Source organism: Paenibacillus sp. 01T442, from assembly GCF_056398345.1.
The window spans coordinates 143,071-168,881 of sequence record NZ_JBFTPF010000006.1; the positions used below are offsets into that span (position 1 = coordinate 143,071).

Genomic DNA, 25,811 nt, shown 5'->3' on the forward strand with positions numbered 1-25,811 from the left:
ACTTCCGATCGAAATCGGCAACTGTCAAAAAGATCAAACCTAATCCAAAAACCATCCCCTATTTTTTAATCCGTATTCCCCCTAGAATGAAACTCGTAGCAAGACAAAACATGTGGCATACAGAAAAATGGAGGCGCTTTTATGCAGGGGTTCAAGAGAAGTTGGGCATTAATAAGTTTGTCGTCGGTTGTCGGGTTAAGCCTTTTGAGCGGATGTGGTAGCGCTACCACAACGAAGAAAGAAACAGGAGCGGTAGCTTCTGCTAGTACTGCACCGAAGAAGGCTGATCCTGTAACATTGTCCATGTTCATTACTTCAGCGGGTCAGAAGGAGTGGGAAGATGGCACGCCTAACGATAAGTTAAAAAAACAATGGGAAACCAAAACGGGGAACAAGCTGGAACTTAATATTTTGCCAGGTACACTAGATGAAGCCATGAAGAAAATCGATATTGCCATGCTCTCTGGTGACAAGACAGATATTATTGGCCTTTCGAATCCAATCGATCAGAATAAGTATGCATCCAGAGATTTCTTGTATCCGATGAAAGATTTAGCGAAACAGGCTAATTACGATATTGATAAAATATATGGGGACTCACTCACGAAATACAAGGATGAAGTGTACTACTTGCCAATGAATTTATCGATGTGGGCTGTCTTTTATAACAAAAAGCTGTTTGATGAAGCAGGTGTTCCGTACCCTACTGGAAACTGGACGTGGAGCCAGTACATTGAGACGGCTAAAAAATTAACGAAACCGGAAAAAGGTGTCTACGGCTCCTACATGCTTACGTTTGATAACTACTTGTACTTGCAGTCCAGACAAAAAAATGTGTCAGGTTATAAAGCGGACGGAACTTCCAACTATGATGATCCTGCATTTAAAGATGCGCTTAAATGGTACAACGATCTGAGTGCTGTTCACAAAATTCAGCCGTCCTGGATTGAGTTTAAGACGAAGAAGCTGTCTAATCTTGGATTCTTAGAAGGCAAGTATGCGATGCATTTCATCGGAACGTGGTACTTGGGTTCATTAAACAATTTCGAGAAATATCCGCGTGACTGGAAATGGGGAGTCGTTCAACCTCCTACACCAGATGATGGCAAAGGCAATAACAATATCGGGGTTACCTCTGCGCTTGCGATTAATAAAAAATCCGCACATCCGAAAGAATCGTTCGATTTCTTATCGTTCTTTGCTGAGAATAGCTATAAAGAAAGAGGCGAATTCCCTGCACAGAAAAATTTGAGCAAGGACGAAATGAATGCGGTACTGAAAAATATCGCTGATAAATCACAAGGCAGTGTGACAGCAGATGACCTTCGCAAAGCATTGCTTGATAATGGACTAGGCTTCACGCAAGAGAAATTGCTAGGTAGTGCGATGAGTGAGTATAGCAATATTATTATGCAGGAATCTGAGTTGTACTTTGCCGGACAGAAATCAGTGGATGATGCCGTTAAATCAATTAAACAAAGAGAAGACCAAGCGATTCAAGCGGCCAGCAAACAATAATTGAGAAGTGACGGAGGAGGACATCATGGTGGTGTCCTCCTTCCTACAAAGAGGAGAATGGAGCATGCTGCGGATTACGAACGAAGAAAAGGTTGCTTTCTGGTTTGTCACGCCTTTTGTGGCAGGATTTGCACTTTTTTATTTACTGCCAACCCTCTACGCATTTGTCATCAGCGTATTAGATTACAACAGCTTTAAAAGCTTATCGGACTTGCACTTTGCCGGACTTTCGAACTACATCGCTGTTTTGAAGGATCCCATTGCATTAAGTTCATTTGGAAGAAGCTTTCTATTCATGATTTGTTATGTGCCAGGCGTTATTATTGCAGCGTTGCTGCTCTCAATGCTATTTAATGCGACTTTTCACTTAAGAACATTAGCACGGACGTTGATTATGCTGCCGTATGTTACGAACGTAGTGGCGATCGCGATTGTGTTTTCCATCTTGCTTAATCCGTATGATGGGGTTGTGAACAAACTGCTCGTAGCTGTAGGCGTGGAACATCCCCCACTTTGGTTGGGAGGCATTCACACCTCGCTGCCAACGATTGCTGGCGTTGAAGTTTGGCATTCACTAGCTTTTCCAACCATCGTGTATTTAGCGGCGTTACAAGGGGTGCCTAAAGATTTGTACGAATCTGCGGAACTTGATGGGGCAGGTCGATTTAAGAAGTTTATGAGTGTGACATTGCCTTTGATTTCACCAACGACTTTCTTCCTAGTGATTACGAATATTATTGGATCATTTCAGAACTATGCGATTTTCCGTAACTTGACGAATGGCGGTCCAGGTACTTCGTCGCGTGTTATTTCATTGAATATTTACGAAGAAGCCTTTGCTTACAACAAATACAGCTTTGCTTCCGCTCAAGCGATTCTGTTGTTTGCCATTATTCTCGTTATTACGATCATCCAATGGAGGGGGCAAAAAAAATGGGTACATTATTAAAACCGAAATTAGTGTTAACCTACGTGATGCTTCTCATCGGCATTGTGATGATCATCCCGTTCCTGTTTATGATTTCCTTTTCACTGAAAACACCGCTTGAGATGACGCAGCATCCGGCCTCTCTTCTGATCAGCGATCCCTTTATGGGCAATTTCGCAACCATCTTCAAGCATAAAACCTATTTCATCTGGTATTTGAACTCCATTAAAGTCGTGCTTGGCGTTCTTCTGTTAAGGGGGCTGCTCGTGACCATGGCGGCTTATGCCTTCGCAAGGCTGGAATTCCGCTTCAAAAATGTTATTTTCATGATCTTGATCGCCAAGATGATGATTCCATCCGATACGACCATTGTAGCGAGGTTCTTGTTATATAAGTACCTTCATTTAAACAATACGCATTGGGCGATTATTTTACCGGCAGCTTTTGATGTCTTCTTCCTGTTCTTGCTCAGACAATTTTTCATTAGTATTCCCAAAGAAATATCGGAAGCGGCCATTGTAGATGGTTGTTCGCATTATAAAGTGTATTATCGGATTATTTTACCGCTGGCCAAACCAGCGCTTGTCACGATGGTGTTGTTTACCTTTTTGTGGACGTGGAACGATTTCGCTTCACCTTTTGTATTCATAACGGACATGAAGAAGCAACTGCTTACGGTAGGCTTATCCTACTTCCAGACCGAAGCGGGCGCTGACTATGCGCTGCAAATGGCCGGAGCTGCTGTAGCCGTACTGCCAACGATTGTTCTGTTTATTTTCGCACAAAAATATTTTGTTCAAGGTGTTACGATGTCTGGGGTTAAGGGTTGATCGATATGATGACAACGATGCTATTTCCGCTTAAGGAAGCAAAGGTTGAACTTCACCATGTAACGGAATGGGTGGAAGACGAAATCAAAGGGCTGCGATTATGCCGGATTCCAGAGAAACTGCGGCTAACGTTGAATGAAATTGCTCAGCGAAACGCCCAGAGTGCTGCGGGCTCCGAAATTCGATTCCGCATGATCGGCGAAAGGGTAGAGGTCGGGCTATGGTGGGAGCCGCATCTTGAAACCCMAATTACAACAATGGCAGCACTTGTCATCGGTAGTTTGCAGGCTGAGATTTTTTATTTGCATACAGGATATAACAAGATTGTCATCAAGAAATATGAACGGCGACCAGAGATCGAGGGGATTCATCCGCAAAACTCCTACGATAGGGAACTGTACAGTCTCGTGCTTCCCTATCAAGGGAAGGTGTATCTCTCTTCTGTCGAAGGTGAAGTAGAGCCGCCCTATAGCTTGTCGGTCCCTGGTAAAGGCTACCTAGCCTACGGCTCTTCGATTACTCACGGAGCTTCAGCATGGTCGCCTACAGGTACGTATGCCTTTCGTCTGGCGCAACTACTTGGTTCAGAGTTGCGTAACTTTGGTCTTGCTGGTGGAGCAAAGCTCGAGCCGCAATTGGCTGATTATTTGATAGAACTGGAAGGCTGGGATATCGCCACCATTGAGCTTGGGATTAATGTGGTCTACGACTGGACGGCTGAAGTGTTTCGTCAAGCTGTTAATATCTTTCTGGAAAGATTAGCTGCTGGGCTTGGCGAGCGTAAACTGTTTGTCACGGATATGTTCTGGTTTGCCATGGATGCTGCAGGGGATCCCAAGTCTGATCTGTTTCGTGACATTGTTCAACAGGCGGTCCTGAAGCTTAATCATCCAGGGATTATTGGTATTCCTGGCAGGGATCTGTTGGATCMCGAGAACCAAACACATGATTTGGTGCATCCCTCTCAGGCTGGAATGGAGCAAATAGCTCAGCGGCTATACTCGGCGATCTCTGTCCATTTGTAAAACGTCTGAATTGAAGGGAGGTGAGGAAGCAGCATTCGCGTAAAAAAGTGAACCTGCCTGATGATAGACATAGCCTCATTAGGTGAACGGCCTCTGGTTTTGTTTTTTCATGCTAAGAGGAGTTATTTTAAGGTGAAAGCGTTAACAAAATTTAAAATCAAACACGTAAAGGGGAATGATTCATGTATTCTGCCAAAAAAATATTTACCATCTTCGCTGCCATACTTATGTTGCTTTCCTTCCTAGGAACCTTGCCTAAAGCCGCTATGGCTGCGGGTACAATTTATTATGTAGATTCTTCGAGACCTGATGACAGCGGAGATGGGAAAAGCACGGCAACTGCTTGGAAAAGCTTGACCAAGGTTAATGCGACAACGTTCGTGGCTGGCGATCAGATCTTATTTAAATCCGGAGGTACATGGACCGGACAGCTTTATCCGAAGGGTTCTGGCGTGTCTGGCAGCCCAATTACCCTCTCAAGCTACGGCAGCGGGAGTAAACCTCTCATTAACGGTAATGGGCTTACGATGAATGCGGATGGCAGCGGTGGATCGGCCGTCTATTTGTACAATCAAGAGTACTGGGAAATTATGAACCTGGAAGTGACGAATAAAGGGACAACTACTGCCAAACGTTTAGGCGTCAACGTGGTAGCCTCGGATTATGGAACAGCCAACTACATCCATATTTCTAATCTCACCGTTCACGATGTAAACGGAATTAATACCGATAAGAAAAACGGCGGCATCGCTGTACAGGCATTAGGAACTTCCGTATCTACCAAATGGAACGATGTTAAAATCGAAGGAAATACCGTGTACACGGTGGATTCAACGGGTATTCAGACGCATTCCCGCTGGATGAATCGGGGCGGCATGGTCGATTCCGGACCGTGGTCGGGTTTCACCAACGTGCTTATTCAGTATAATACGGTATACGATATCGGGCGTGATGGCATTCTGGTTCGGGTAAGCTCGGCTCCTGTCATTCAATACAATGTCGTTCATCATGCCAATATGCGTTCCGGCGCTGAGGGAGTTGCCATCTGGCCGTTCAATACGGACGATGCGCTCGTACAATACAACGAAGCGTATAGCACGCATGGAAGCTTGGATGGTCAAGGATTTGACTCGGACTATGTCTCTAATCGAACGATTATTCAGTATAACTATAGCCATGACAATGAAGGCGGCTTCGTGCTGATTTGTAATAACGGTACAAGTAATTTCAATAATGGCACCATTGTCCGTTATAACATCAGTCAGAACGATGGCACACGTATTTTTCAATTGGCTGGTCCAGTTACGAATACGAGCATCTATAACAATACGATCTATGTTGGCGCGGGAGCGGGCACTAAAATTTTATTAATCAACGATTGGGGAGGGTACGCGAGTAATACTTCTTTTAAAAATAACATCTTCTATAACCTAGGCAGCGGCGGATATTCTTATGGCAGTGGTACGAATACTGTGTTTGATTATAACGTTTTCTACGGCAATCATCCCGGTTCGGAGCCAAGTGATGCACATAAGCTTACGTCCAACCCATTACTAGTTAGCCCTGGAACAGGCACGGGTTTAACAGGAGTGAATGGTTACAAACTGCAGACTGGTTCGCCAGCCATGGGGCGTAATCACAGATGGTAGCAAAGTGTTCAATCAATCTTTGATAACAGGTGAGGCTCTTGCCTTTGCGGGTAGTGCTTGGACGAATTACACGTATTCCACGAAAGTGAAGTTAAATAACGCTTATGCCAACGCAGGACTGCTTTTCCGTGTCACAGATGCAAACAATTACTATATGCTGCGTATCAACAACAGTACGAATTCTCTTGATTTGTATAAAAAGGTAAGCGGGACTATGACCATGCTAACAAGCACTTCCTTTAGTTCAAGTATCAACACATGGTACGACCTCAAGGTGAAGGTAACGGGCAATACGATTGATGGAACGGTCAATAATACGCAGCTTATTACTTGGACAAATGGAACAACGGAGCTGAGTACAGGCAAAATCGGTTACCGCATGGCTTCGTCGACAGCAAGCTTTGATGATGCTGTGGTTACACAGTAATCTTGCTGGTTAGAGTCACGCGCTAAAACACGTATTTGCATTCCTACTTTTTCCTGACTAGTATATTCTTAACGACTAGTTGATATTGGAAGGAGTGAAAGGTGATGCGAATAGGTGTGATAGCAGATACGCATTTATCCTACCGTGCCACGAAGTTGCCTGATGCGCTTATAGCAGGCTTACAAGGTGTCGATCTGATTATTCATGCAGGTGATTGGGTGAGTGAGCATGTCATCGAGCTTGTCGAGCAGATTGCACCGTGTGAGTCAGTTGCTGGCAATAATGACGGTGATGACATTGTGGAGAGGTTTGGGAAAAAGAAACTATTAACCTTCGGTAATTTCCGAATAGGTCTTATCCATGGGGACGGTTTCCGGAAAACGACCGAAGAAAGAGCACGTGAAGCGTTCGAGGCTGATCGGCCAGAGATGGTGATTTTTGGACATTCACACATCCCGTTTCTCCAAAATGTTCAAGGGACGATCATGTTCAATCCAGGTTCACCTACGGATAAAAGAAGACAGCCTCGCTACTCGTATGGCATTCTTAAATTAGGGGAGCAATGGAAGGCGGAGCATTTCTTCTACGATTCTAAAGAGTAGTCTACTGTGAAGCGATGCTTATCAAATGTTCGGCGCATACTGAGCTTGGGCGTAGTATTGAGGTTGGATTGAGGTTGGTTGGAGGCTTGTGAACGCATGGTGACTGCCAATTCGTGTTTAGATGTATAAACTACAGCTAATTTGATCGAATCTGACGTATTTTGAGCATTAGATGGAAAAAGTACATTTAATTTGTCTGAAATTTGAAGAAACGAGTAAATCGAAGGGATTTAACTACAGGAAATACAGTTAATCTTTCAAATTCGAGAATTCCACTTCAAATAGATGGAGAAAATCCAGTTATACGAGGGAAGCAGGTTTAGTATTCATCGGTCATTAGCGAAAAAAGAGGCTATTTCAAAAAGTCAAATTGACTTTTGAGAAGGCCTCTTTTGCTGTTGCTTTTGCTGTTGCTTTTGCTGTTGCTACCGCTCATACCACTCGCCGGATACCCAATCCGTCGATTTCCACTTCAGCACATCCGGATTCGCCAGATGCATAATCTCCTTCAAGAAATCAAGCTGCTCGAGATCGGTCATCGGCTTGAAGTTTTTCGCTATCGCAAGATTCTGCTCTAGCTGCTCCATAGACTCCATGCCAACGATAGCCGTAGAAATCGGCAACGACAATGTGTAGCGCAAAGCTTTCTCATACCACGGCGCCAATTTGCCCAACGCCATGACTTTCATGCCGATCACCGCGATACCCTTTTCATTGGCTTTGGGCAGGAACTCATGGGCGAAGCTATAAACAAGGTGATCCGCTGCGGACAGTGCGACAAGTGCGCTATCGAACGGATAGCGGTCAATCGCTTCGAGCTGCACCTGAGGATTCGTATGACCACTGATCGAGATATGCTTGATCATCCCTTGTTCCTTCGCTTCAATTAAAGCTTCGAGTGCGCCTCCTTTGGCCAAACACTGATCGAGCTCTTCCATTTTCATAATATTATGTAGACGCCACTCTTCGACGTGATCCGTCTGCAGACGCTTCAAGCTGTCTTCGAGAAGTCGCAAGGAACCGTCCCGCGTACGGTCATTGGTCTTGGTTGCAATCCATACCTCGTCCCTGCGATTATGCAGAGCTAGTGCTTTACCTAAACGCTCTTCCGATTGCCCTTTAGAATAGCTAGGCGCTGTGTCGAAGTAAGTAATTCCCTCATCGAGGGCACGATTCACAATCTGAATCGCCTGTTCCTCCGTGCAGTTATGTTCATCTACAATACGTTGGGCGCCAAAACTTAATAGTGGGAAATGTGCCCCTGTCTGTCCAAAAGGTCTTTTCTCCAATCCAATCATTCCTCCTACAATGGCAAGCTGAAGTTATTATGTCCTATCGTTCCCACAATGGATACCAAGACATACCAATTTTACCACAAGGGTTGAATTTTGAAAGAGAGCGAAATAAGGAGGAATCCGATTGAACCTTATATAATTTAAACGGTAGAGGTTTTCGTCAGGATTCGACCCAATTGGTTCGAAATGATGAACAAATGGGTCTTTTGGCCTAATATTTTTACGGAAAAGGATTGTAGTAATTCGAAATTAAACTTATTATGAATATAGGACTCAGTTAATGTCGAAAGCTTGGTCTAACAAGTTGAAATACATAAATCGATTACTTGAAGAGGTGCATGAAGCATGGAGAAATCATCAATTATTGGTATTGTGCTGGCTGCAGTATCCATTGGCTTTGGTATGGTACTAAAGGGAGCAAGTCTAGCGGCCTTATTAAATCCTGCGGCTGCATTAATCATTTTCGGTGGAACAGCTTCAGCGCTGCTCATAGCCTTCTCGCTAGATGAAATCAAGAAAATTCCGGTCTTATTAAAAATTATTTTTACGGAACAGAAACTAATGCCCAAAAAAGAATTGATCGAAACGTTCATTAACTGGGTGAGCATTACGCGTCGTGAGGGGTTGCTTTCTTTGGAAAAGCAAGCTGAGGAACTTTCGGATCCTTTTATGAAAAGCGGAATGCGTCTGATTATCGATGGGAATGACCCTGACTTTGTGCKGGATGTTCTACTTGAAGATATTGCTGAGATGGAAACTAGACATAAGAAATTTGCAAGTATTTTTACACAAGCAGGTACGTATGCGCCTACATTAGGGGTACTTGGAGCCGTTGTAGGGCTTATCGCAGCACTCGGTAATTTGAGTGAAGTTGAGAAGTTGGGTCATTTGATTTCAGCAGCTTTCGTTGCTACCATGTTCGGTATTTTCTTGGGCTATGTTATTTTTCACCCTTTTGCAAATAAACTTAAGCAGAAGTCCAAGAAAGAGGTTGAAATCAAGTTGATGGTCGTAGAAGGTTTACTTTCCATCCAATCTGGTGTGTCTGCCAATTCCGTGAAGCAGAAGATGATGATTTTTGTTGCTAACAAGGATCGTGAGTCCTATGAAGAAAGCATGGAGGGAGGGGCATCCGGACAGTGAGTAAAAAAAAGAAGCACGAGGATCATGAAGAACATGTCGATGAAACCTGGTTGATTCCCTATGCGGATTTATTGACATTACTACTGGCCCTTTTTATTATTCTGTTTGCATCAAGTCAACTTGACTCTAAAAAATACGACTCCATTATGCGATCGTTAAATAATGCTTTCACAGGTGGCGAAGCGCCATTCGCCATGTCAAATTTAATTCCAATTAATGATGCTGCGAATTCGACGAAAAATAATTTTAAGAACCAGAATCCTCCTTCCAAAGAAGAGAATAAAATCGAGAGTCAGCTAGCTGCTAAGCTTCAGAAGGAAGAGAAGGATCTGGAAGAACTAAAGAAAAGTATGGATGCGTTCATTAAAGAGAATAACATGAGTGAACAGTTGACAACCAAGTTGGATAATGAAAAGTTGACGATTACCATAAGCGATCGAGCACTCTTCGATTCTGGATCTGCGATAATTAAGCAGGAATCCCAAATCCTAGCCACATCGATGTCAAATTTATTGGGGCAATACCCTGGCTATCAGGTCGAGGTAGCTGGACATACGGATAATATACCGATTCATCGGGCGGATTTTGAGACGAATTGGGATTTAAGTGCCAAGCGCGCGGTGAACTTTATGAAATTACTGCTTGTTAACACCAAGATTCAGCCAGCATCTTATTCCTCCGTTGGCTATGGCGAGTATCGTCCTATTGCTGAGAATACGACAACCGATGGCCGGGCCAAGAATCGCCGAGTAGAAGTGAGCATCCTCCGAAACATCAAGGCAACGGATGAGATTGCGAAATAAAATGTTAAAAATGATTGAAAAGCAAAGGAGCTAAGCGGCTTAAAAGCGCTTAGCTCTTTTGCTTGTGTGCAAGCCCGAGTTAGTCGGAGAAACCGACTAACTCGGGTCAAGAAGAGGGCAGCTGTTCTACCGTTGAAACAGCTTCTTCTTATATAATCCTTACTTGACCCCGACTAATTCTTTCTTTTCTTGTCGTAACTCCTCGTCCTTGTGTGCCTTCTGTTGAGTTACTTCACGACGCTGTTCAAATACGGGCTCTGCATTCAATTCCTGTTCAATCGCTCCGATTTGTTCCACAATTTGTTCCACGATGAGCTCTCCACCCGCACGGATTTCTATTGGCTCGTCCACACTAAGAATCTCCGCAATTTGAAACTTGCTAATTTCTGCAAAAAGTTGCTCAGCCAGCTCAAGAATATCATCTGACTCTTCGGCAATACGGCGGATCGATGCGTCCTGTTGAATACTGGTCGAGTTCACCTCTTCAACACCTGCAGCTGTTTCTTGCGCAATAGCGGCAACGAATTGGACGGAATCGACAAGGTGATCGTTTTTCGATTGGGCTTGTTCGATTTTCTGGTGAATCTGCACAATCTGCTCACGGATGACTAACGTCGATTGCTCAATTCTACTGAAGGAGCCGAAGGTTTCCTCCACATGGTTACTTTGCGTTAGCGCAGATTCACGCGCATCTCCCAGTGAAAGCTGCAGCTCCTGAATCTGTCCCTGCAGCGTCCCGATGATACCGCTGATCGTCCTCGACGATCCGTTCGTTTGCAGGGACAGCTCGCGCACTTCGTCCGCGATCACCGAGAAGCCGCGGCCGYGCGCACCGGCTCTTGCCGCTTCGATCGCGGCATTCAACGCTAGGACATTCGTCTGCGTTGAAATTTCCATGATCGAGCGCACGATGGCGCCGATCTGCTTCGAGCTGGCGCTCAGCGTCTGCATCGCTGCATCTACCTTTTGCAGCAGGAGCTGCGACTGCGCAGTCGATGCTTTGAGCGCTTGCACGTACGCAGTACCTTGCTGCGTATTGGCAGCAGCCTCGTCGCTGCTGCGTTTCATTTCATTGGTATACGCGCTGATACCGCGGATCTCATCCTCAAGCTCAGCAATGAGCAGCGAGCTGCTCTCTGTTTTCATCGCTTGTTCATCTGCACCTGTTGATATCTCGTGGATCGCTTTGAGGATATCTGAGTTAGCCGAAGCCGTTAGCTGTGAGAAGCGATGGAATTCATTCGAATGGGCAGATAAGGAAGAAGCGATGCCCTTGGTTGCGCCGAGCATGAGCCTAACCTGTTTAATCATTTGGTCGAAGTTATTACTTAATTGTCCAAGCTCGTCTTTGGCAGAGGAATTAATGGTGTGGGTTAAATCTCCGGAAGCAATGCGAGCGACGGCTTTTTGCAGAACGGAAATCGGACGTGTGAATGATGTAATAATGAGAAAAGCGATGACCAAGGTTAGGAAAAAGACGAAAGCAGAAGCCACAATCATGATCGTACGGCTGTCATTAAGTGCTTTGGAGGAGTCAGCAATTGCAGCTGCGGCGCCGTCCGCGTAGGTTACATAAAACTTATCAACCAATCCAAAGATGTTATCCTTCAACTCTTGCGATTCACTATATAAGTACAAAAGATTAATCTGAAGATCGGATGGCTTGATGCTGGTATCCTGAACCATTTTAGCTGCTGAATCGAAATTGTTTATGTAATCAACCGAGGCTTGGATTAACTGGCTTCGCCATTTTTGCTGATCTGGGGTGCTGGCGGTATCCCCTATCTTCTGAATGAAATCATTGTAAGGCTTTCGTTTACTGTTGTATTTCTCGATAAATTCAGGTTTCTTCGAAATTTCAAGACCGGATGCGATGATGTTCATCTCCTGAACCAAATTTTTCAGCTCAAGCGCCATCACTTTCAGATCTACTTTATCATTCTGATCGGTCATATGATGCTTAATTTGTGTCACCTGATTCAGATTGAACAGGGCCACGGCCAAGAAAATGAGCAATACGCCGCTGAAGCTTGCGATTAATTTTGCACGCATAGAAAAGTTGGATAATGACATAATACGCATATGTATACCTCCTATAAATAGACAAGCTTAGACATTTTTCCGCCTAACTACTTATTAATATAGGGGGTTTCTATTAACTTAAGCGTCGAACTATGTAAATGATTTGTAAATTAAAAGTTTTACATTACGTTTACGTTTCGTGGGTTTGTATTTAACATTCGCTTGTTACCATATGGAAGTAAGGTCGTTCGACACACAAGCAGATGGGGATCGAACAATCCAGAAACATAAACTCAAAGGAGGACATGCTAACTATGTTTAAGTTCATGTCGAAAAAAGGAATTACATTCACACTTTCAGCGGTACTAATGATGGGGTCCTTAGTTGGATGCGGCGCTAAAACAGAAACTAAAGATGCTGCTTCCGCAACACCTGCTGCAACTGCAGCTGCTTCAGTAAAGCCAAGTGAAACGCCAAAAACAGAATTGAGCGGAACGGTTACAGCTTCCGGGTCCAGCGCACTTCTTCCATTAGTTAAACAAGCAGCAACTGAGTTTATGGAAAAGAATCCAAAGGTAACTGTTAACGTAACTGCTGGTGGTTCAGGTACAGGGATTAAAAACGTAGCAGACGGAACTTCAGACATTGGTAACTCCGACGTAGAACCTGCTGCTGAATATAAAGATAAAGGCCTTGTTGATCACCAAGTTGCTATCGCACCTTTTGCTTTGATCGTGAACAAAGATGTAAAAGTGGATAACGTAACGAAACAACAAGCAGCAGACATCTACACAGGTAAAATCACGAACTGGAAAGAAGTAGGCGGCAATGACGCGAAAATCGTTCTTGTTCACCGTCCGGATAGTTCAGGTTCCCGTACACTAGTTAAACAAATTATTTTGGATGGCAAAGAGTTCACGAAAGACGGAATCACACAAGAAAACAGTGGTGMGATGAAAACTGCAGTTGTAGGCCAATCCGGTTCCATCGGTTACGTAGATACACCGTATATTGATGACACTGTAAAAGCTTTGAAAATTGATGGCGTAGCTTTCTCTGAAGAGAATATCAAAAATGGTACGTACAAATTGTTTGGTGTAGAACACATGTATACAAAAGGTGAAGCGACTGGCGCTGCTAAAGCTTTCATCGACTACATCTCCAGTAAGGATTTCCAAGGCAAACAAGTACGTGAGTTGAAATTCTTACCAGCTGATTTGTTGAAAAAATAATAATCAAATAGAACATACTAAGAGCGCTCGCATACTATGGAGCGCTCTTTTGTTTTGTTCAAAAGAGAAAAACTTTTACATTCCCTTAACAATTCATTTACGATCCAATGACATTCATATTCTATGATAATACTAAGTCTTGTGTACTGAATAGAAAGGGGAATCACGCAGTGAATTCCATAGTAGATMAACTAACTAGCGCCAAATCGGACGAGAAGAATCGTCCAATCATCACCAAATGGACCCAAGGACAGCATAGACAAGATAAAATAATGAGATGGATATTTGTTGGCAGTGCTGCATTAGTTTCTGCCATTATTTTCTCTATCATTGTTTTCGTGGGTATGCAAGGCATCAAGACCTTTCAAGGTGTTAGTCCTCTCGAGTTTTTCTTTTCAACAGATTGGACACCTGGTCAAAATAAATTCGGAGCGTTTCCTTTTCTATACAGCACGCTGCTCATGACACTTGTGGCTGTCGTTATCTCGGTTCCACTAGCTTTATCAGGTGCCTTGTTTATGGCGAAAATTGCACCTAAATGGATGCGTGAGATCATGCGTCCTGCGACAGATTTATTTGTTGGAATTCCATCTGTTGTATATGGATTGATCGGGATGACGGTCATTGTACCTGCGCTTGGTAAATTTACAGGCGGGGTGGGCTACGGAATTTTACCAGCGGCTATCATCTTAGCGATTATGATCCTTCCTACTATTCTGTCTATTTCCGAAGATGCGATTCGTTCACTTCCTGGTCGATTGGAAGAGGCTTCGCTTGCGTTGGGAGCAACAAGATGGCAGACCATGTGGCGTGTACTCTTGCCAGCGGCGAGACCTGGTATTCTGACAGCCATCATCCTTGGGATGGGCCGTGCGATTGGCGAAACGATGGCGGTATTCATGGTTATTGGGAACTCGCCTCAAATGCCGAAATCGCTTCTTGACTCCACCACAGTGTTAACAACAGCGATCGTGAAAGATATGGGGAATACGAATTACGGGTCAACTTGGAACAATGCACTCTATTTGATGGCGCTGCTTCTACTTGTTATCTCCTTATCTCTCATTCTCATCATTCGAATTGTAGCTAAGAGGAGTGAACTCAAATGACAAGTAAAACAACGGATCGCATCGCGACCATATACTTCTGGGCATCAGGTATTATTATTATCGGGATTCTCGCATGGTTTCTCGTTCGCATACTAGGGGATGGCATACCTCACCTATCTTGGCATTTCATCTTTGGTAAGCCGGAAGAAATCAAAGCTGGCGGCGGGGTTGGACCACAGCTGTTCAACTCATTCTATGTCCTGTTCTTATCTCTCGTGATTTCGATTCCGATCGGTTTATTTTCAGGCATCTACTTAGCTATTTATGCACAAAAGAACTGGTTCACTGACCTTGTAAGAATATCGGTTGAGGCACTTTCTTCTGTACCATCTATCGTTTTTGGTCTATTCGGATTTTTATTGTTCGCTAATTTGCTAGGGCTTAAATTTTCAATCATTGGTGGCGCGGCCACCGTGGCACTCTTGAATCTACCCGTCATGGTGCGGGTTACGGAGGAAGCTATTCGCACTGTGCCTGACTCCTATTGGGAAGCCAGCTTAGCGCTGGGTTCGACGAAATGGCAAGCGATCCGTAAGGTGCTCATTCCTGCCGCTTTACCTAACTTAATCACAGGAATCACCCTAATTGCTGGCCGTGCACTTGGTGAATCAGCGATTCTTATTTACACAGCCGGGCTATCTGTTTCACGCTTTTTCCCTGATTTCAATCCGCTCAAAATGGGAGAGACGCTCTCCGTTCATCTTTGGTACATCGGTGCAGAATCACTTGTTCCAGATGCGAAAGAAATCGCTAAAGGTAGTGCTGCGCTACTACTCATCGTTGTCTTAATCTTTAATCTGCTAGTTTCGATACCAAGTCGAATCTTACAAAAAAGACTTTCCGGGGGGAAATAACATATGGCTATCGCGACGAAGTATAAAATTAAAGCAGAGAAATTAAATTTATTTTATGGAGATAATCAGGCGCTTCACGACGTAGATTTAAGTATTGAAACAGGAACCATTGCCGCGTTGATCGGACCATCAGGTTGTGGGAAATCCACGTTCCTTCGTACATTGAATCGAATGAATGATCTCATTGACAATGTGCGGATCACAGGAAATGTAGCCGTGGACGGACACAATATTTATGGTTCGGATTCCGATGTCGTTTCGCTGCGCAAACGTGTGGGTATGGTATTTCAACGTCCCAATCCATTCCCAATGAGTATCTATGATAACATCGCTTATGGACCACGAATTCACGGGATCAAGAAGAAATCAGTTTTAGATGAAATAGTAGAACGCAGTCTCAAACAAGCTGCGCTTTGGGACGAAGTCAAGGACCGACTGAATAAGTCTGCAATGGGTTTATCCGGTGGACAACAGCAACGTTTATGTATCGCACGACTACTCGCCGTAGAGCCAGATGTATTGCTAATGGATGAGCCAACATCGGCGTTGGATCCTATTTCAACATTGAAGGTAGAAGAACTAACACAAACGTTAAAAGAGAAATATACGATCATTATCGTGACCCACAACATGCAGCAGGCAGCGAGAATTTCAGATAAAACCTCTTTCTTCCTGAACGGTTATTTAGTTGAAACCGACCAAACCGATAAGATCTTCACGAATCCGAATGATCAACGTACAGAAGATTACATTACCGGACGTTTCGGTTAAAACACATAAAGGGAGAGATACACATGGATGCAAGACCTGGGTTTCATCAGTCGTTGGCACTACTGCAGAAGGAATTACAGCAAATGGGAGAAAGTGTCGAGGATTTAATTTACAAGTCCGTAGAGTCGCTTGCCAAGCTGGATGAGAAAGCCGCACAGCAAGTCATCCAGAAGGACGATATCATTGATGATTATTTAATGACCATTGATGAACTATGTTTACGATTAATTGCTCTTCAACAACCCATGGCTAGTGATCTGCGAATTATTGGAACGGCGTTGAAGATTGCGACAGACTTGGAACGTATTGCCGATCATGCTGTCGATATCGCGAAGATCACGATTCGATTTGCAGGTGAAGAATTGGTGAAGCCGCTAGAAGTCATTCCGCAAATGGCTGAAATCGCTATCGAAATGTTGCACGAGAGCCTTCTATCCTATACGGAACGCGATGTACATAGGGCGGCATCGCTGGCTGAGAAAGATGACCGTGTAGATAAGCTATACAGTACGGTGATGCAGGAACTTATGGGGATGATGGGAACCGATTATCACCGGAACCGTCAATTGACCCATCTGTTGTTTGTTGCTCACTTCTTGGAGCGTGTGGCTGATCATACCACGAATATCGGTGAAGGTGTCATCTACATGGTTACGGGGAAACGGAAAGATCTGAACGTGTAAGCGATATAGAGAAGGGCCATCTCCAAAAGTAGATCAAATCTACTTCTGGAGATGGCCCTTTTCTCATTTAGAATGAAGCGGAAAGCGGATGATGAAGGTTGTCCCATTCGAACTGGTACTCACTTCAATCGTAGCGTGATGCCTGGCAGCAATACTATAGCAAATGGCTAAACCGAGTCCAGTGCCTTCATCCTTCGTTGTGAAGAAGGGTCGGCCTAGCTTCTCGAGATGCTCGGCTTTAATGCCACTGCCCTGGTCAGCAATTAAGAGGACAACGTGTTCAGGCTCCTGGTAGGTTTCGATCGATAGCGTTCCGCCTATGCTCATAGCTTCAAGACCATTCATACACATATTCAGAATAAGCTGTCGCATTTCTTTGTCGTCAAGTTGTATCTCCGGACAATAACCGAATTGACCATTAACATGCTTGCCTGACATGACGGCTTCTGCTTGAATCAGAGGCAGCAAGCTCTCAATGATCCGATTGATACTCTCAGGACGTTGATAGGATTGCTTGTTTTTGGCGAGAGAAAGATACTCCGTAATAATATCGTTGGCCCTATCCAACTCTTCCAACATGATGGGGATATATTCTTTTTGCATATGGCGATCATTTTCTTGAAATAGTTGAAGGAAGCCACGGATCGTCGTCATCGGATTCCGTATCTCATGCGCGATACCTGCGGCCATTTCGCCGACTAGGTTTAATTGAGCAAGACGTGCCATTTCAGTTTCAAATCGAAGACTTTCCGTAATATCAACTGCGACATGCAGCATGCATTTTTCATCCTCGATATCGATGATCTCTGTGGATAAGAGCGCAGTCCGAATGTCCCCAGTTTTGGTCACATAACGAACTTTCTCATTACGGACAATATCGCCATATTTAGCAATATTATTAAGATCATCACGCAATAGATTCAAGGATGTGCCGATAACCTCGTCTCCATAGCCTGTATGCTGCTTCCAACTTTCATTAACATCCAGATAGGTAAGATCAGGAAGACGGCGGATGGCCATTAAGGAAGGTGAGAGGATGAACATTTTTTTGAAATGCTCTTGGGAGTTCATTAGCTTCTCATGAGCATCGACCAGCTCAGACGTACGTTCTTCAACCCAATTCTCGAGAAGTAAGTTTTGCTCTATTAATTTCTCCTCAGCCTCTGCAAGCTTGCGATTCGTTTCTTCTAGATCCAATGTGCGTTTATGTAAAAGCTCACTTTGAGCCTTCAGCTTCTGATGGTTCAGATGCATGTTAACGAAGCCATCCACCTTCATGCGCAGCATTTTGGGATGTACCGGTTTAAATAAATAATCAATGGAACCCACATGATAGCCACGTAATACATGCTCAATCGAGGTGCTTAAAGCTGTTAGGAAAATAATCGGGATATCTTGACAGGCTTTCCGTTGCTTTATTAATTCTACGGTTTCAAAACCGCTAAGACCTGGCATCTGCACATCCATCAAAATAACTGCAATATGGTCTGCAGGTTCTTTTAATAAATAGCGAAGTGCTTCTTCCCCAGATTGCAATGAAATCACGTCATAAGAAGAAGAGGCCAGAATGCTATTCAGAGCCAGCAAGTTTTCATAGCGATCATCTACCGCCAAGATTTTTACTTGTTGTTCCATCGGTCGTCCTTTCCGCACAAGATCTGCTATACGCACCTACAATCCATATCACACCTTTTCGCGGAAAAAGTGTAATTCCCTCTTTTTTTCTTAAAGTCTTTACATACATTTTACATATGGTTAATCTTACCTATCATTTGGTTTGATAGACTTGGGATACATGCAGAAATAGATGGGGATGATGCACATGCTTACTCAGTCAGAAGTCGCGATAGAGTTTCATAAATTAATAGAAGAACAGCGTATTTCTTCCGTCTATCAACCCATTGTATCCTTGCAAGATGGGCAAGTGATGGGGTATGAAGCTTTAACTCGCGGTCCGGTGGACGGCCCTTTTCATTCACCACTCGCGATGTTTCAGTATGCGGAGCAGCAAGGCGAGCTATATCGTCTAGAGAGGCTAGCACGTGAGAAGGCGATACAAGGATCCATTTTGGAACATGGCCAGCAATTGTTATTTATTAATATCTCGTCACACGTTTTAGAGGACCCTGGCTTTATTCCAGGTAAGACGCTTGAGATTCTGCAGCAGTATGGACTTCGTCCGAGCAATGTCGTGTTCGAAATTACGGAAAGAAGCTCGATTGAGGACTTTACTTTGGCTAAGAAAATTCTAGCCCATTATCGGACACAGGGGTATCGCATTGCGATTGATGACGCGGGGGCAGGGTATTCTTCACTCCAAGCGATTGCCGAGCTTCAGCCTGATTTTATTAAAATCGATCGTTCACTGATAGAAAATATTCATTTGAATAAAGTGAAAGCCTATATTCTCGAAACCTTCGTTACATTTGCTCAGAAAATGAACATTTCGTTGATCGCTGAGGGCATTGAACAGGTAGAGGAACTAGCCAAATTAACTCAAATGGGTGTGCATTATGCGCAAGGTTTTTTACTMGGGAGACCTTCTACATCCATTGCGACTGTTCAAGACATACATAAAATGACCATCTGGCAGCATCGCAACGTACAAGGAGGCACTATGACTTGGCATATTGGCGAGCTGAAAACACCTGTTGGTGTATTCCAAACGAAAGCGCAAATTTCTGAAATCGCGGAGTTTTTCAAAAAGAATCAAGAGGCTGTCGGGGTTGTTATTGTTCATGATGATGAGCCGCGCGGACTTATGATGCGAGATCGCTTATTCCAACATTTGGCTGGCCAATATGCCTACTCACTGTACTGGAATCGTACGATTGATAGCGTGATGGATGCTTCACCTTTGATCGTAGACGAGTTAACCCCTGTGGAGCAAGTGTCCCAGTTGGCAACTTCACGGGCGATTCATCATTTATACGATCTTGTCATCATTACAAGCCAGGGGAAAATGGCGGGATCAGCGTCGATACGAACAATTTTAGAGAGTATAACGAATGTGAAAATGGAATCAGCACGCGTTGCGAATCCACTAACAGGTCTTCCTGGGAATTTGCAAATTAATCGAGAATTGAACAAACGAATTACGGCGAGAGTGCCTTTTCACGTGATCTATGCTGATTTGGATTATTTTAAATGGTACAATGATCGTTTTGGTTTTCAAAAAGGGGATCAATTAATTCAATATATGGCGGACTTAATGCAGCAAGCTATCGCTTTCTATGGAACACCAAACGATTTTGTCGGTCATGTCGGCGGTGACGATTTTATTGCAATTTCCAGCTCATTATCACCGAAACTCTTGTGTCAGGAAATCATCAATCGGTTCGAAACCGGTGTCCGGATGTTCTACGAAGGTGAAGATTGGGAGTATGTGGTGGATCGGGGGGGCCAACAAGTGAAAAGCGAAGGGGTCACGGTGTCCTTGTCCTTAGTCATCTGCAGCTGTGAATCCCCTATTTCACTAGACTATATTTCTCAAACAGCGGCTCAGCTCAAAAAGAAAGCAAAGGCGCATCAAGGCAGTATTTATTGTTTTCAAACGATTGGCTAACGAATGCTGGAAGGTGTTTCAGAACGTATAGATTAATTGTTTAAATGAACGAACGATGATAACTTTCTGCTTCCCAATCYGCCGCTCAGAGATTTTCTTAATATTGGCTGGGTGAATCCAGACTGCATCCATCCCGGTAGAAGCCGCGCCTACCACATCGTTACGCCACGAATTTCCCACCATCACACTCTGTCCGGAAGCCGTGTTCATCGATTTCAGGGCTTGCTCAAAAATCGCGGGATGCGGCTTTCGTGGTCCATCATTCTCCGTTGTAAATAAACGTTCTTGGTCGAACCATGAGGTCAGCTTCATTTTCTCCAAATTACGTTGTAGTCGATTTCGATTTCCATTGCTGATAATCGCCAGTTTATACTGACGTGCCAACACCTCTAGTGTGTCTTCTACCCCTGGGAATAAAGCAACGAAATGGTCTTCTTTCTCTTCGATTTGATTGAAAAAGGATCGCGTAAACGCTGTACTCACTTGCATCGGTAAAGGATGGAGTGCTTTGATCAGACAAATATGTCGCAACTCATCTGGCGAGATAGGGCTTCGGATAGGCGATTTGCGATGGCGGCTCCACTCGGACTTATAGCTAAGGAGTGCCTCTTGCGCGGTCAGTTTCGAATCCTCTGTTTCCCACCGTGCGGTGAAATCCTGCATAACTTCAAGAAAAGCGGAGTCGAARCATTGCCTGCGATCAAGGATCGTGTTATTCATATCAAAAAATATAACCTTTTTACGTGTGGGTGAGAAAAAAGGACTCATACGGAGAACCTCCTTCTGAAGACCTGACCGTCCTACCTTGTAAAATTTCGGCTCCTTACATGTTTATGTAGGGAACCGTTTTTTTATTTTAATTTCGTATGCTATGATGAAGGAAGTATGTTTAAAATTGGGGTGGAACTTATGGATAAGCTTATAATAATTGATGGGAACTCAATCGCGTTTCGTGCTTTCTATGCGTTACCTTTGCTGAGCAATTCAAGCGGTTTACATACCAATGCGGTTTATGGCTTTACGACCATGCTGCTGAAATTGATTGAAGAAGAAAAGCCAACCCATTTTCTTGTTGCATTTGATGCGGGGAAAATTACGTTCCGACATAAAGAATATACCGAGTATAAAGGTGGTCGTGCGAAAACGCCGACAGAGCTTTCTGAACAATTTCCTTTAATTAAAGAACTGCTGAAGGCTTTCAAAATCCCGCAATTCGAGCTGTCTGGCTATGAAGCAGATGATATTATCGGAACGTTGACGAAAGAAGCGGATGCGAGAGGGGAGAAAGTTCTCCTCGTATCTGGTGATAAAGATATGCTCCAACTTGCCTCGGAGCAAGTGACGGTTGCGATTACCCGCAAGGGTATCAGCGAGATGGATCGCTTCGATCCTGAAGCCATTAAAGAGAAATACGGGCTGACGCCGAATCAAATCATTGATTTGAAAGGTCTTATGGGCGATACGTCCGATAATATTCCGGGTATTCCCGGCGTAGGTGAGAAGACAGCGCTTAAAATGCTGCATGACTTTGGCACGGTCGAAGAAGTGTTGGCGAACACAGCAAGTCTGAAAGGTAAAATGAAAGAGAAAGTGGAAGAGCATGCCAAGAGTGCACTCATGAGCAAAGAGCTGGCCACAATTTTCCGTGAAGTTCCGATGGAAACAGCTTGGGATTCGTTCCGTTATGATGGCTTCGATGGACAAGCGTTGTCGAGTATGTTTCGCAAGCTGGAGTTCAAGTCGCTGCTGGAGAAGATGGATTTCGGTTCTGTCAGTGTAGAAGCTGAAGATCTCGTCGTCGAGAGTCTGGAAGCCGTTGCGGTTACAGAAGCTAATATGGGTGAGCTTGTTGCCAAGTTGGATGACCATGCCGCTATCCATGTGGAAGCAGTTGGTGAGAATCCACATCAGGCTGTGATGGTCGGGGTTGTATGGTTTATCGATGATGGTGCTGACAACACTTCGTATTATGTGCCGTTTGCCCTTCTGCAAAGTGATGCAGGTAAGCCGCTGCGCGATTGGCTCAGCGACGCTTCCAAGAAGAAGCAGCTTTTCGACCTGCACCGCGCACAGCTGGCGCTGGCCTGGCAGGGCATCCACCTGGCAGGGGTGGATTTCGACGTGCTGCTGGCCGCTTACCTCCTCGATCCGACGGAGTCGAATCTCAGCTTGAGCGGCCTGTCGGTGAAGTACGGTCTGCCATCTGTGAAGGCAGACGAGGATGTGTTCGGCAAGGGCGCGAAGTTTCGCCTGCCGGAACTCGCTGCGCTTAGCGACCACGTGGGTCGCAAAGCGATGGCGATGGCGCGCATGGTTCCCGTGCTGCGCGATGAATTAGAGAAGAGTGAGATGCATCAACTCTTCTACGAGCTTGAGCTGCCTCTCTCCGGCGTTCTAGCGGAGATGGAGATGCGCGGCATCGCCGTGGATGCCGAGGGGCTCAAATCGCTCGGTGTGGAGCTTGGCAAGCAGCTGGACACGATCATGTCCAGCATCTACAAGCTCGCCGGCGTCGAGTTCAACATCAACTCACCGAAGCAGCTCGGTGAGATTCTGTTCGAGAAGCTGGGGCTGCCAGCTTCGAAGAAGACCAAGACCGGCTACTCGACGGATGCCGAGGTGCTGGAACGTCTTGCGCCCTATAACGAAGTTGTCGGGCAGATCTTGCACTACCGCTCGCTAGCGAAGCTGCAGTCGACGTACGTCGAAGGGCTGCTCAAAGAGGTGCGGCCAGAGACCGGTAAGGTGCACACCTATTACCGGCAGACGATTGCCGCGACGGGACGTCTCAGCAGCCAGTTCCCGAACCTCCAGAACATTCCGATTCGTCTGGAGGAGGGCCGTAAGATCCGCAAAGTCTTCGTTCCATCCGAGCCTGGATGGTACATTCTCGCTGCGGATTACTCCCAGATCGAGCTGCGCGTGCTAGCGCACATTTCGCAGGATGAGAAGCTGAAGGAAGCATTCCTTCAGAATATGGACATTCACACGAAGACAGCGATGGACGTCTTCGGCGTGGAAGAAAGCGCCGTCGACAGCAATATGCGCCGTCAAGCGAAAGCCGTTAACTTCGGTATCGTATACGGCATCAGCGACTACGGCCTGTCTCAGAACTTAGATATTACCCGTCGGGAAGCCGCTCAGTTCATTGAACAATATTTCGCGGTGTTCCAAGGGGTTCGCCGATATATGGATGAAATCGTCAAGGATGCTCGTCGTGACGGCTACGTAACTACGTTGCTTCAGCGTCGACGCTTATTGCCTGAAATTACGCATTCGAACTTCAATATACGTTCATTCGCAGAGCGTACTGCCATGAACACGCCGATCCAAGGGACAGCGGCAGACATCATCAAGCTTGCCATGGTTCAAATGGCTGATCGCTTGGTGAAAGAAGGGCTGAAGAGCCGCATGCTGCTTCAAGTACACGATGAGCTTGTCTTCGAAGTGCCAGCCGATGAGCTGGAAACGATGAAGGGGCTTGTGCCTGAAGTCATGGCAGCTGCACTGAAGCTGGACGTTCCTTTACGTGCAGATGTTGATTTCGGTTTAACTTGGTATGATGCGAAGTAACAAGGGGGCTAGCGGCATAAACTGCCGCTCCCAACACCTAGAAGGAGGTGAACACCTTGCCTGAGTTGCCTGAGGTCGAAACCGTCAAACGAACACTAAATGAGCTAATTACAGGGAAAACGATCGCCCATGTGGAGGTGAGGCTGCCTCGTATTATCCAGAAGCCGGATGATATTCAGCAGTTTGAAACATTGCTGCAAGGACAAACCGTTGAAACGATTGAACGAAGAGGGAAGTTTCTTCGCTTCGTGCTCACGGATTATGTGATGGTCTCCCATTTGCGTATGGAAGGCCGCTATGGCTTGTACGCAGGCGACGATCCGCTAGAGCCGCATACGCATGTTCTGTTCCGTTTTACAGATGAAAGTGAGCTGCGGTACAAAGATGTGCGGCAATTCGGCACGATGCACCTGTTTCCGAAGGGCGATGAGCTAACGCAGCCGCCGCTCATGAAGCTCGGTATGGAGCCGCTTGACGAGGCGTTCACCTTTGAAGCATTTCGAGGGGTGATAGGCCATCGAGCTACGAAGATCAAGCCGTTGCTGCTCAATCAAGCATATATCGTGGGCATCGGGAATATTTATGTAGACGAGTCCCTCTTCTTAGCGGGAATCCATCCCGAACGGGAAGCTTCCTCACTGAGTAAGAAGGAGTTAGCCTTGCTGCATGAGGCGATTATTCGTACCCTACAAGATTCCGTTGAGGTAGGCGGATCATCCATTAAATCTTATGTGAATGGGCAAGGCGAAATCGGCCTTTTCCAGCACCAATTAAACATTTATGGCAGACAATCACAGCCATGCAAAACGTGCGGCCAGGAGATTGTGAAAACCGTCGTGGGAGGCAGAGGAACACACATATGTCTCACTTGTCAACCATTAAAGCCCAAGCGGTCGCGAAAGAAGTCTGAGAAATAGGCACGAGAAGCGTACCCTCCCCATATGATATGGAGTACTTAACCTAGGTAACAGCCCATGAGGCCTGTTAGTTGGGTAAAACGCTTAGGAGGGTTTGTATGCTTCCTGTCATATCTCTGCTCATTTTGGCATTTGCAGTTTCTTTGGACGGTTTCGGTGTTGGTGTGATGTATGGGTTACGTAAAATACGAATACCCCTTATCTCAATTGGAATTATATCGCTTTKGTCTGGTATCATTATTTTTACTTCGATGCAGATCGGCGTTTTGATGTCTTCCTTCATGTCCCCTGGGTTTGCCAAACGGATTGKGGCGCTCATTTTGATCGGTATTGGCGTTTGGGCTCTTATTCAAATGAGACAAGGGCAGAAAAACCAAACGCAACAAGAGCAAACAGCTGCTGCGACAGATCAAGCGATGATTAGCAGCATGCCCTATGGAGAGATTCGCAACTCGGGTTACGTGGAGCCGGTGACCTTCGATACGTTACAGCGGACCAAAGAGATTCTCAGTATTGAGCTGAAACGTTTTGGGCTTGTGATTCAAATTTTACGGACGCCTTCCATAGCGGACGTAGATAAATCAGGCAATATTTCTGCCTCTGAGGCTACTTTGCTCGGTTTAGCGCTCTCTTTGGATGCCTTCGGAGCGGGAATCGGGGCTGCGCTTATTGGCTTCGTGCCGTTATTAACGGCTTCCGTCATTTCGATTTCGAGCGGATCCTTACTTGCAGTCGGCTTGCGGATTGGTTTCCGATATGCAGAAATGAACTGGATGAAGAAGCTTTCTATTCTCCCAGGCTGTGTACTGATTGTCATGGGACTTTTGAAAATGCTATAGTTCACTAACAATGAACCTTTAGGAGA

Annotated in this window: 22 protein-coding genes; 18 read left to right on the forward strand and 4 right to left on the reverse strand. The window is 45.1% G+C overall.

All coding sequences use genetic code 11. The annotated features are described in order from the left end of the window. The first annotated feature begins 141 nt into the window (after positions 1-141). From AC1DLM_RS08195 to AC1DLM_RS08225, 7 genes are all read left to right on the forward strand, one after another. The gene (locus AC1DLM_RS08195; protein ID WP_441987967.1) at positions 142-1,518 is read left to right on the forward strand and encodes an ABC transporter substrate-binding protein; all 1,377 of its coding nucleotides are present in this window, start codon (positions 142-144) and stop codon (positions 1,516-1,518) included. A gap of 64 nt (positions 1,519-1,582) precedes the next feature. Beyond that, the gene (locus tag AC1DLM_RS08200; RefSeq protein WP_477569678.1) at positions 1,583-2,467 is read left to right on the forward strand and encodes a carbohydrate ABC transporter permease; all 885 of its coding nucleotides are present in this window, start codon (positions 1,583-1,585) and stop codon (positions 2,465-2,467) included. Next, a complete protein-coding gene (locus AC1DLM_RS08205; RefSeq protein ID WP_477569679.1) occupies positions 2,452-3,276 on the forward strand; it encodes a carbohydrate ABC transporter permease in 825 nt (274 codons plus the stop codon). The genes AC1DLM_RS08200 and AC1DLM_RS08205 overlap by 16 nt, the downstream gene beginning before the upstream one ends. Positions 3,277-3,281: 5 nt before the next feature. Continuing rightward, entirely contained in the window at positions 3,282-4,301 is a 1,020-nt protein-coding gene (locus AC1DLM_RS08210; protein WP_477569680.1) for an SGNH/GDSL hydrolase family protein, read from the forward strand. Positions 4,302-4,483: 182 nt separating this feature from the next. Next, complete coding sequence (locus tag AC1DLM_RS08215; protein WP_477569681.1) at positions 4,484-5,950, forward strand: right-handed parallel beta-helix repeat-containing protein; 1,467 nt, start codon at positions 4,484-4,486, stop codon at positions 5,948-5,950. Positions 5,951-5,954: 4 nt separating this feature from the next. Further along, positions 5,955-6,377 carry a 3-keto-alpha-glucoside-1,2-lyase-like domain-containing protein gene (locus AC1DLM_RS08220; RefSeq protein WP_477569682.1) on the forward strand — a complete coding sequence of 141 codons (423 nt, stop codon included), beginning with the start codon at positions 5,955-5,957 and terminating at the stop codon, positions 6,375-6,377. A 104-nt stretch (positions 6,378-6,481) separates the two neighbouring features. Next, positions 6,482-6,979: a metallophosphoesterase family protein gene (locus tag AC1DLM_RS08225; protein ID WP_477569683.1), complete on the forward strand. Its 498-nt coding sequence runs from the start codon at positions 6,482-6,484 to the stop codon at positions 6,977-6,979. Positions 6,980-7,404: 425 nt separating this feature from the next. Here AC1DLM_RS08225 and AC1DLM_RS08230 read toward each other — a convergent pair whose 3' ends face one another. Next, positions 7,405-8,277, reverse strand: coding sequence for an aldo/keto reductase (locus AC1DLM_RS08230; RefSeq protein WP_441987975.1), 873 nt, complete (start codon positions 8,275-8,277; stop codon positions 7,405-7,407). Between the two features lie 342 nt (positions 8,278-8,619). Here AC1DLM_RS08230 and motA point away from each other — a divergent pair, with 342 nt between their 5' ends. Continuing rightward, positions 8,620-9,417, forward strand: a complete 798-nt coding sequence (gene motA, locus AC1DLM_RS08235) for a flagellar motor stator protein MotA (RefSeq protein ID WP_477569684.1) — start codon at positions 8,620-8,622, stop codon at positions 9,415-9,417. Next, positions 9,414-10,220 carry a flagellar motor protein MotB gene (gene motB, locus AC1DLM_RS08240; RefSeq protein ID WP_477569685.1) on the forward strand — a complete coding sequence of 269 codons (807 nt, stop codon included), beginning with the start codon at positions 9,414-9,416 and terminating at the stop codon, positions 10,218-10,220. Before motA ends, motB begins: the two co-directional genes overlap by 4 nt. Positions 10,221-10,379: 159 nt before the next feature. Here the strand turns inward: motB and AC1DLM_RS08245 are convergent, their stop codons facing one another. Then, positions 10,380-12,302 (reverse strand): methyl-accepting chemotaxis protein, encoded by a 1,923-nt coding sequence (locus AC1DLM_RS08245; RefSeq protein WP_477569686.1) that lies wholly within the window; start codon positions 12,300-12,302, stop codon positions 10,380-10,382. A gap of 254 nt (positions 12,303-12,556) precedes the next feature. Here AC1DLM_RS08245 and AC1DLM_RS08250 point away from each other — a divergent pair, with 254 nt between their 5' ends. From AC1DLM_RS08250 to phoU, 5 genes are all read left to right on the forward strand, one after another. Next, positions 12,557-13,474 carry a phosphate ABC transporter substrate-binding protein gene (locus AC1DLM_RS08250; protein ID WP_477569687.1) on the forward strand — a complete coding sequence of 306 codons (918 nt, stop codon included), beginning with the start codon at positions 12,557-12,559 and terminating at the stop codon, positions 13,472-13,474. 170 nt (positions 13,475-13,644) lie between these two features. Next, entirely contained in the window at positions 13,645-14,583 is a 939-nt protein-coding gene (gene pstC / locus AC1DLM_RS08255; protein WP_477569688.1) for a phosphate ABC transporter permease subunit PstC, read from the forward strand. Beyond that, positions 14,580-15,437, forward strand: coding sequence for a phosphate ABC transporter permease PstA (gene pstA, locus AC1DLM_RS08260; RefSeq protein ID WP_171633932.1), 858 nt, complete (start codon positions 14,580-14,582; stop codon positions 15,435-15,437). Before pstC ends, pstA begins: the two co-directional genes overlap by 4 nt. Before the next feature lie 3 nt (positions 15,438-15,440). Further along, a complete protein-coding gene (gene pstB / locus AC1DLM_RS08265; protein WP_441987981.1) occupies positions 15,441-16,208 on the forward strand; it encodes a phosphate ABC transporter ATP-binding protein PstB in 768 nt (255 codons plus the stop codon). Positions 16,209-16,231: 23 nt separating this feature from the next. Next, positions 16,232-16,891, forward strand: a complete 660-nt coding sequence (phoU, locus tag AC1DLM_RS08270; protein ID WP_441987982.1) for a phosphate signaling complex protein PhoU — start codon at positions 16,232-16,234, stop codon at positions 16,889-16,891. A gap of 63 nt (positions 16,892-16,954) precedes the next feature. Here phoU and AC1DLM_RS08275 read toward each other — a convergent pair whose 3' ends face one another. Next, a complete protein-coding gene (locus AC1DLM_RS08275; protein ID WP_441987983.1) occupies positions 16,955-18,526 on the reverse strand; it encodes a response regulator in 1,572 nt (523 codons plus the stop codon). Positions 18,527-18,713: 187 nt separating this feature from the next. On the opposite strand from AC1DLM_RS08275, the gene AC1DLM_RS08280 reads away from it, so the two are divergent. Next, on the forward strand, positions 18,714-20,456 hold the full coding sequence (locus tag AC1DLM_RS08280; protein ID WP_477569689.1) for an EAL domain-containing protein: 1,743 nt from the start codon (positions 18,714-18,716) through the stop codon (positions 20,454-20,456). Positions 20,457-20,474: 18 nt separating this feature from the next. Here the strand turns inward: AC1DLM_RS08280 and AC1DLM_RS08285 are convergent, their stop codons facing one another. Beyond that, the gene (locus AC1DLM_RS08285) at positions 20,475-21,224 is read right to left on the reverse strand and encodes an HAD family hydrolase (RefSeq protein WP_477569690.1); all 750 of its coding nucleotides are present in this window, start codon (positions 21,222-21,224) and stop codon (positions 20,475-20,477) included. A gap of 141 nt (positions 21,225-21,365) precedes the next feature. Between AC1DLM_RS08285 and polA the strand changes: the two genes are divergently transcribed. From polA to AC1DLM_RS08300, 3 genes are all read left to right on the forward strand, one after another. Beyond that, on the forward strand, positions 21,366-24,029 hold the full coding sequence (gene polA, locus AC1DLM_RS08290) for a DNA polymerase I (RefSeq protein WP_477569691.1): 2,664 nt from the start codon (positions 21,366-21,368) through the stop codon (positions 24,027-24,029). Between the two features lie 56 nt (positions 24,030-24,085). Then, on the forward strand, positions 24,086-24,946 hold the full coding sequence (mutM, locus tag AC1DLM_RS08295; RefSeq protein ID WP_441987987.1) for a DNA-formamidopyrimidine glycosylase: 861 nt from the start codon (positions 24,086-24,088) through the stop codon (positions 24,944-24,946). A gap of 98 nt (positions 24,947-25,044) precedes the next feature. Next, positions 25,045-25,785, forward strand: a complete 741-nt coding sequence (locus AC1DLM_RS08300) for an MntP/YtaF family protein (RefSeq protein WP_477569692.1) — start codon at positions 25,045-25,047, stop codon at positions 25,783-25,785. Positions 25,786-25,811: the final 26 nt, after the last annotated feature.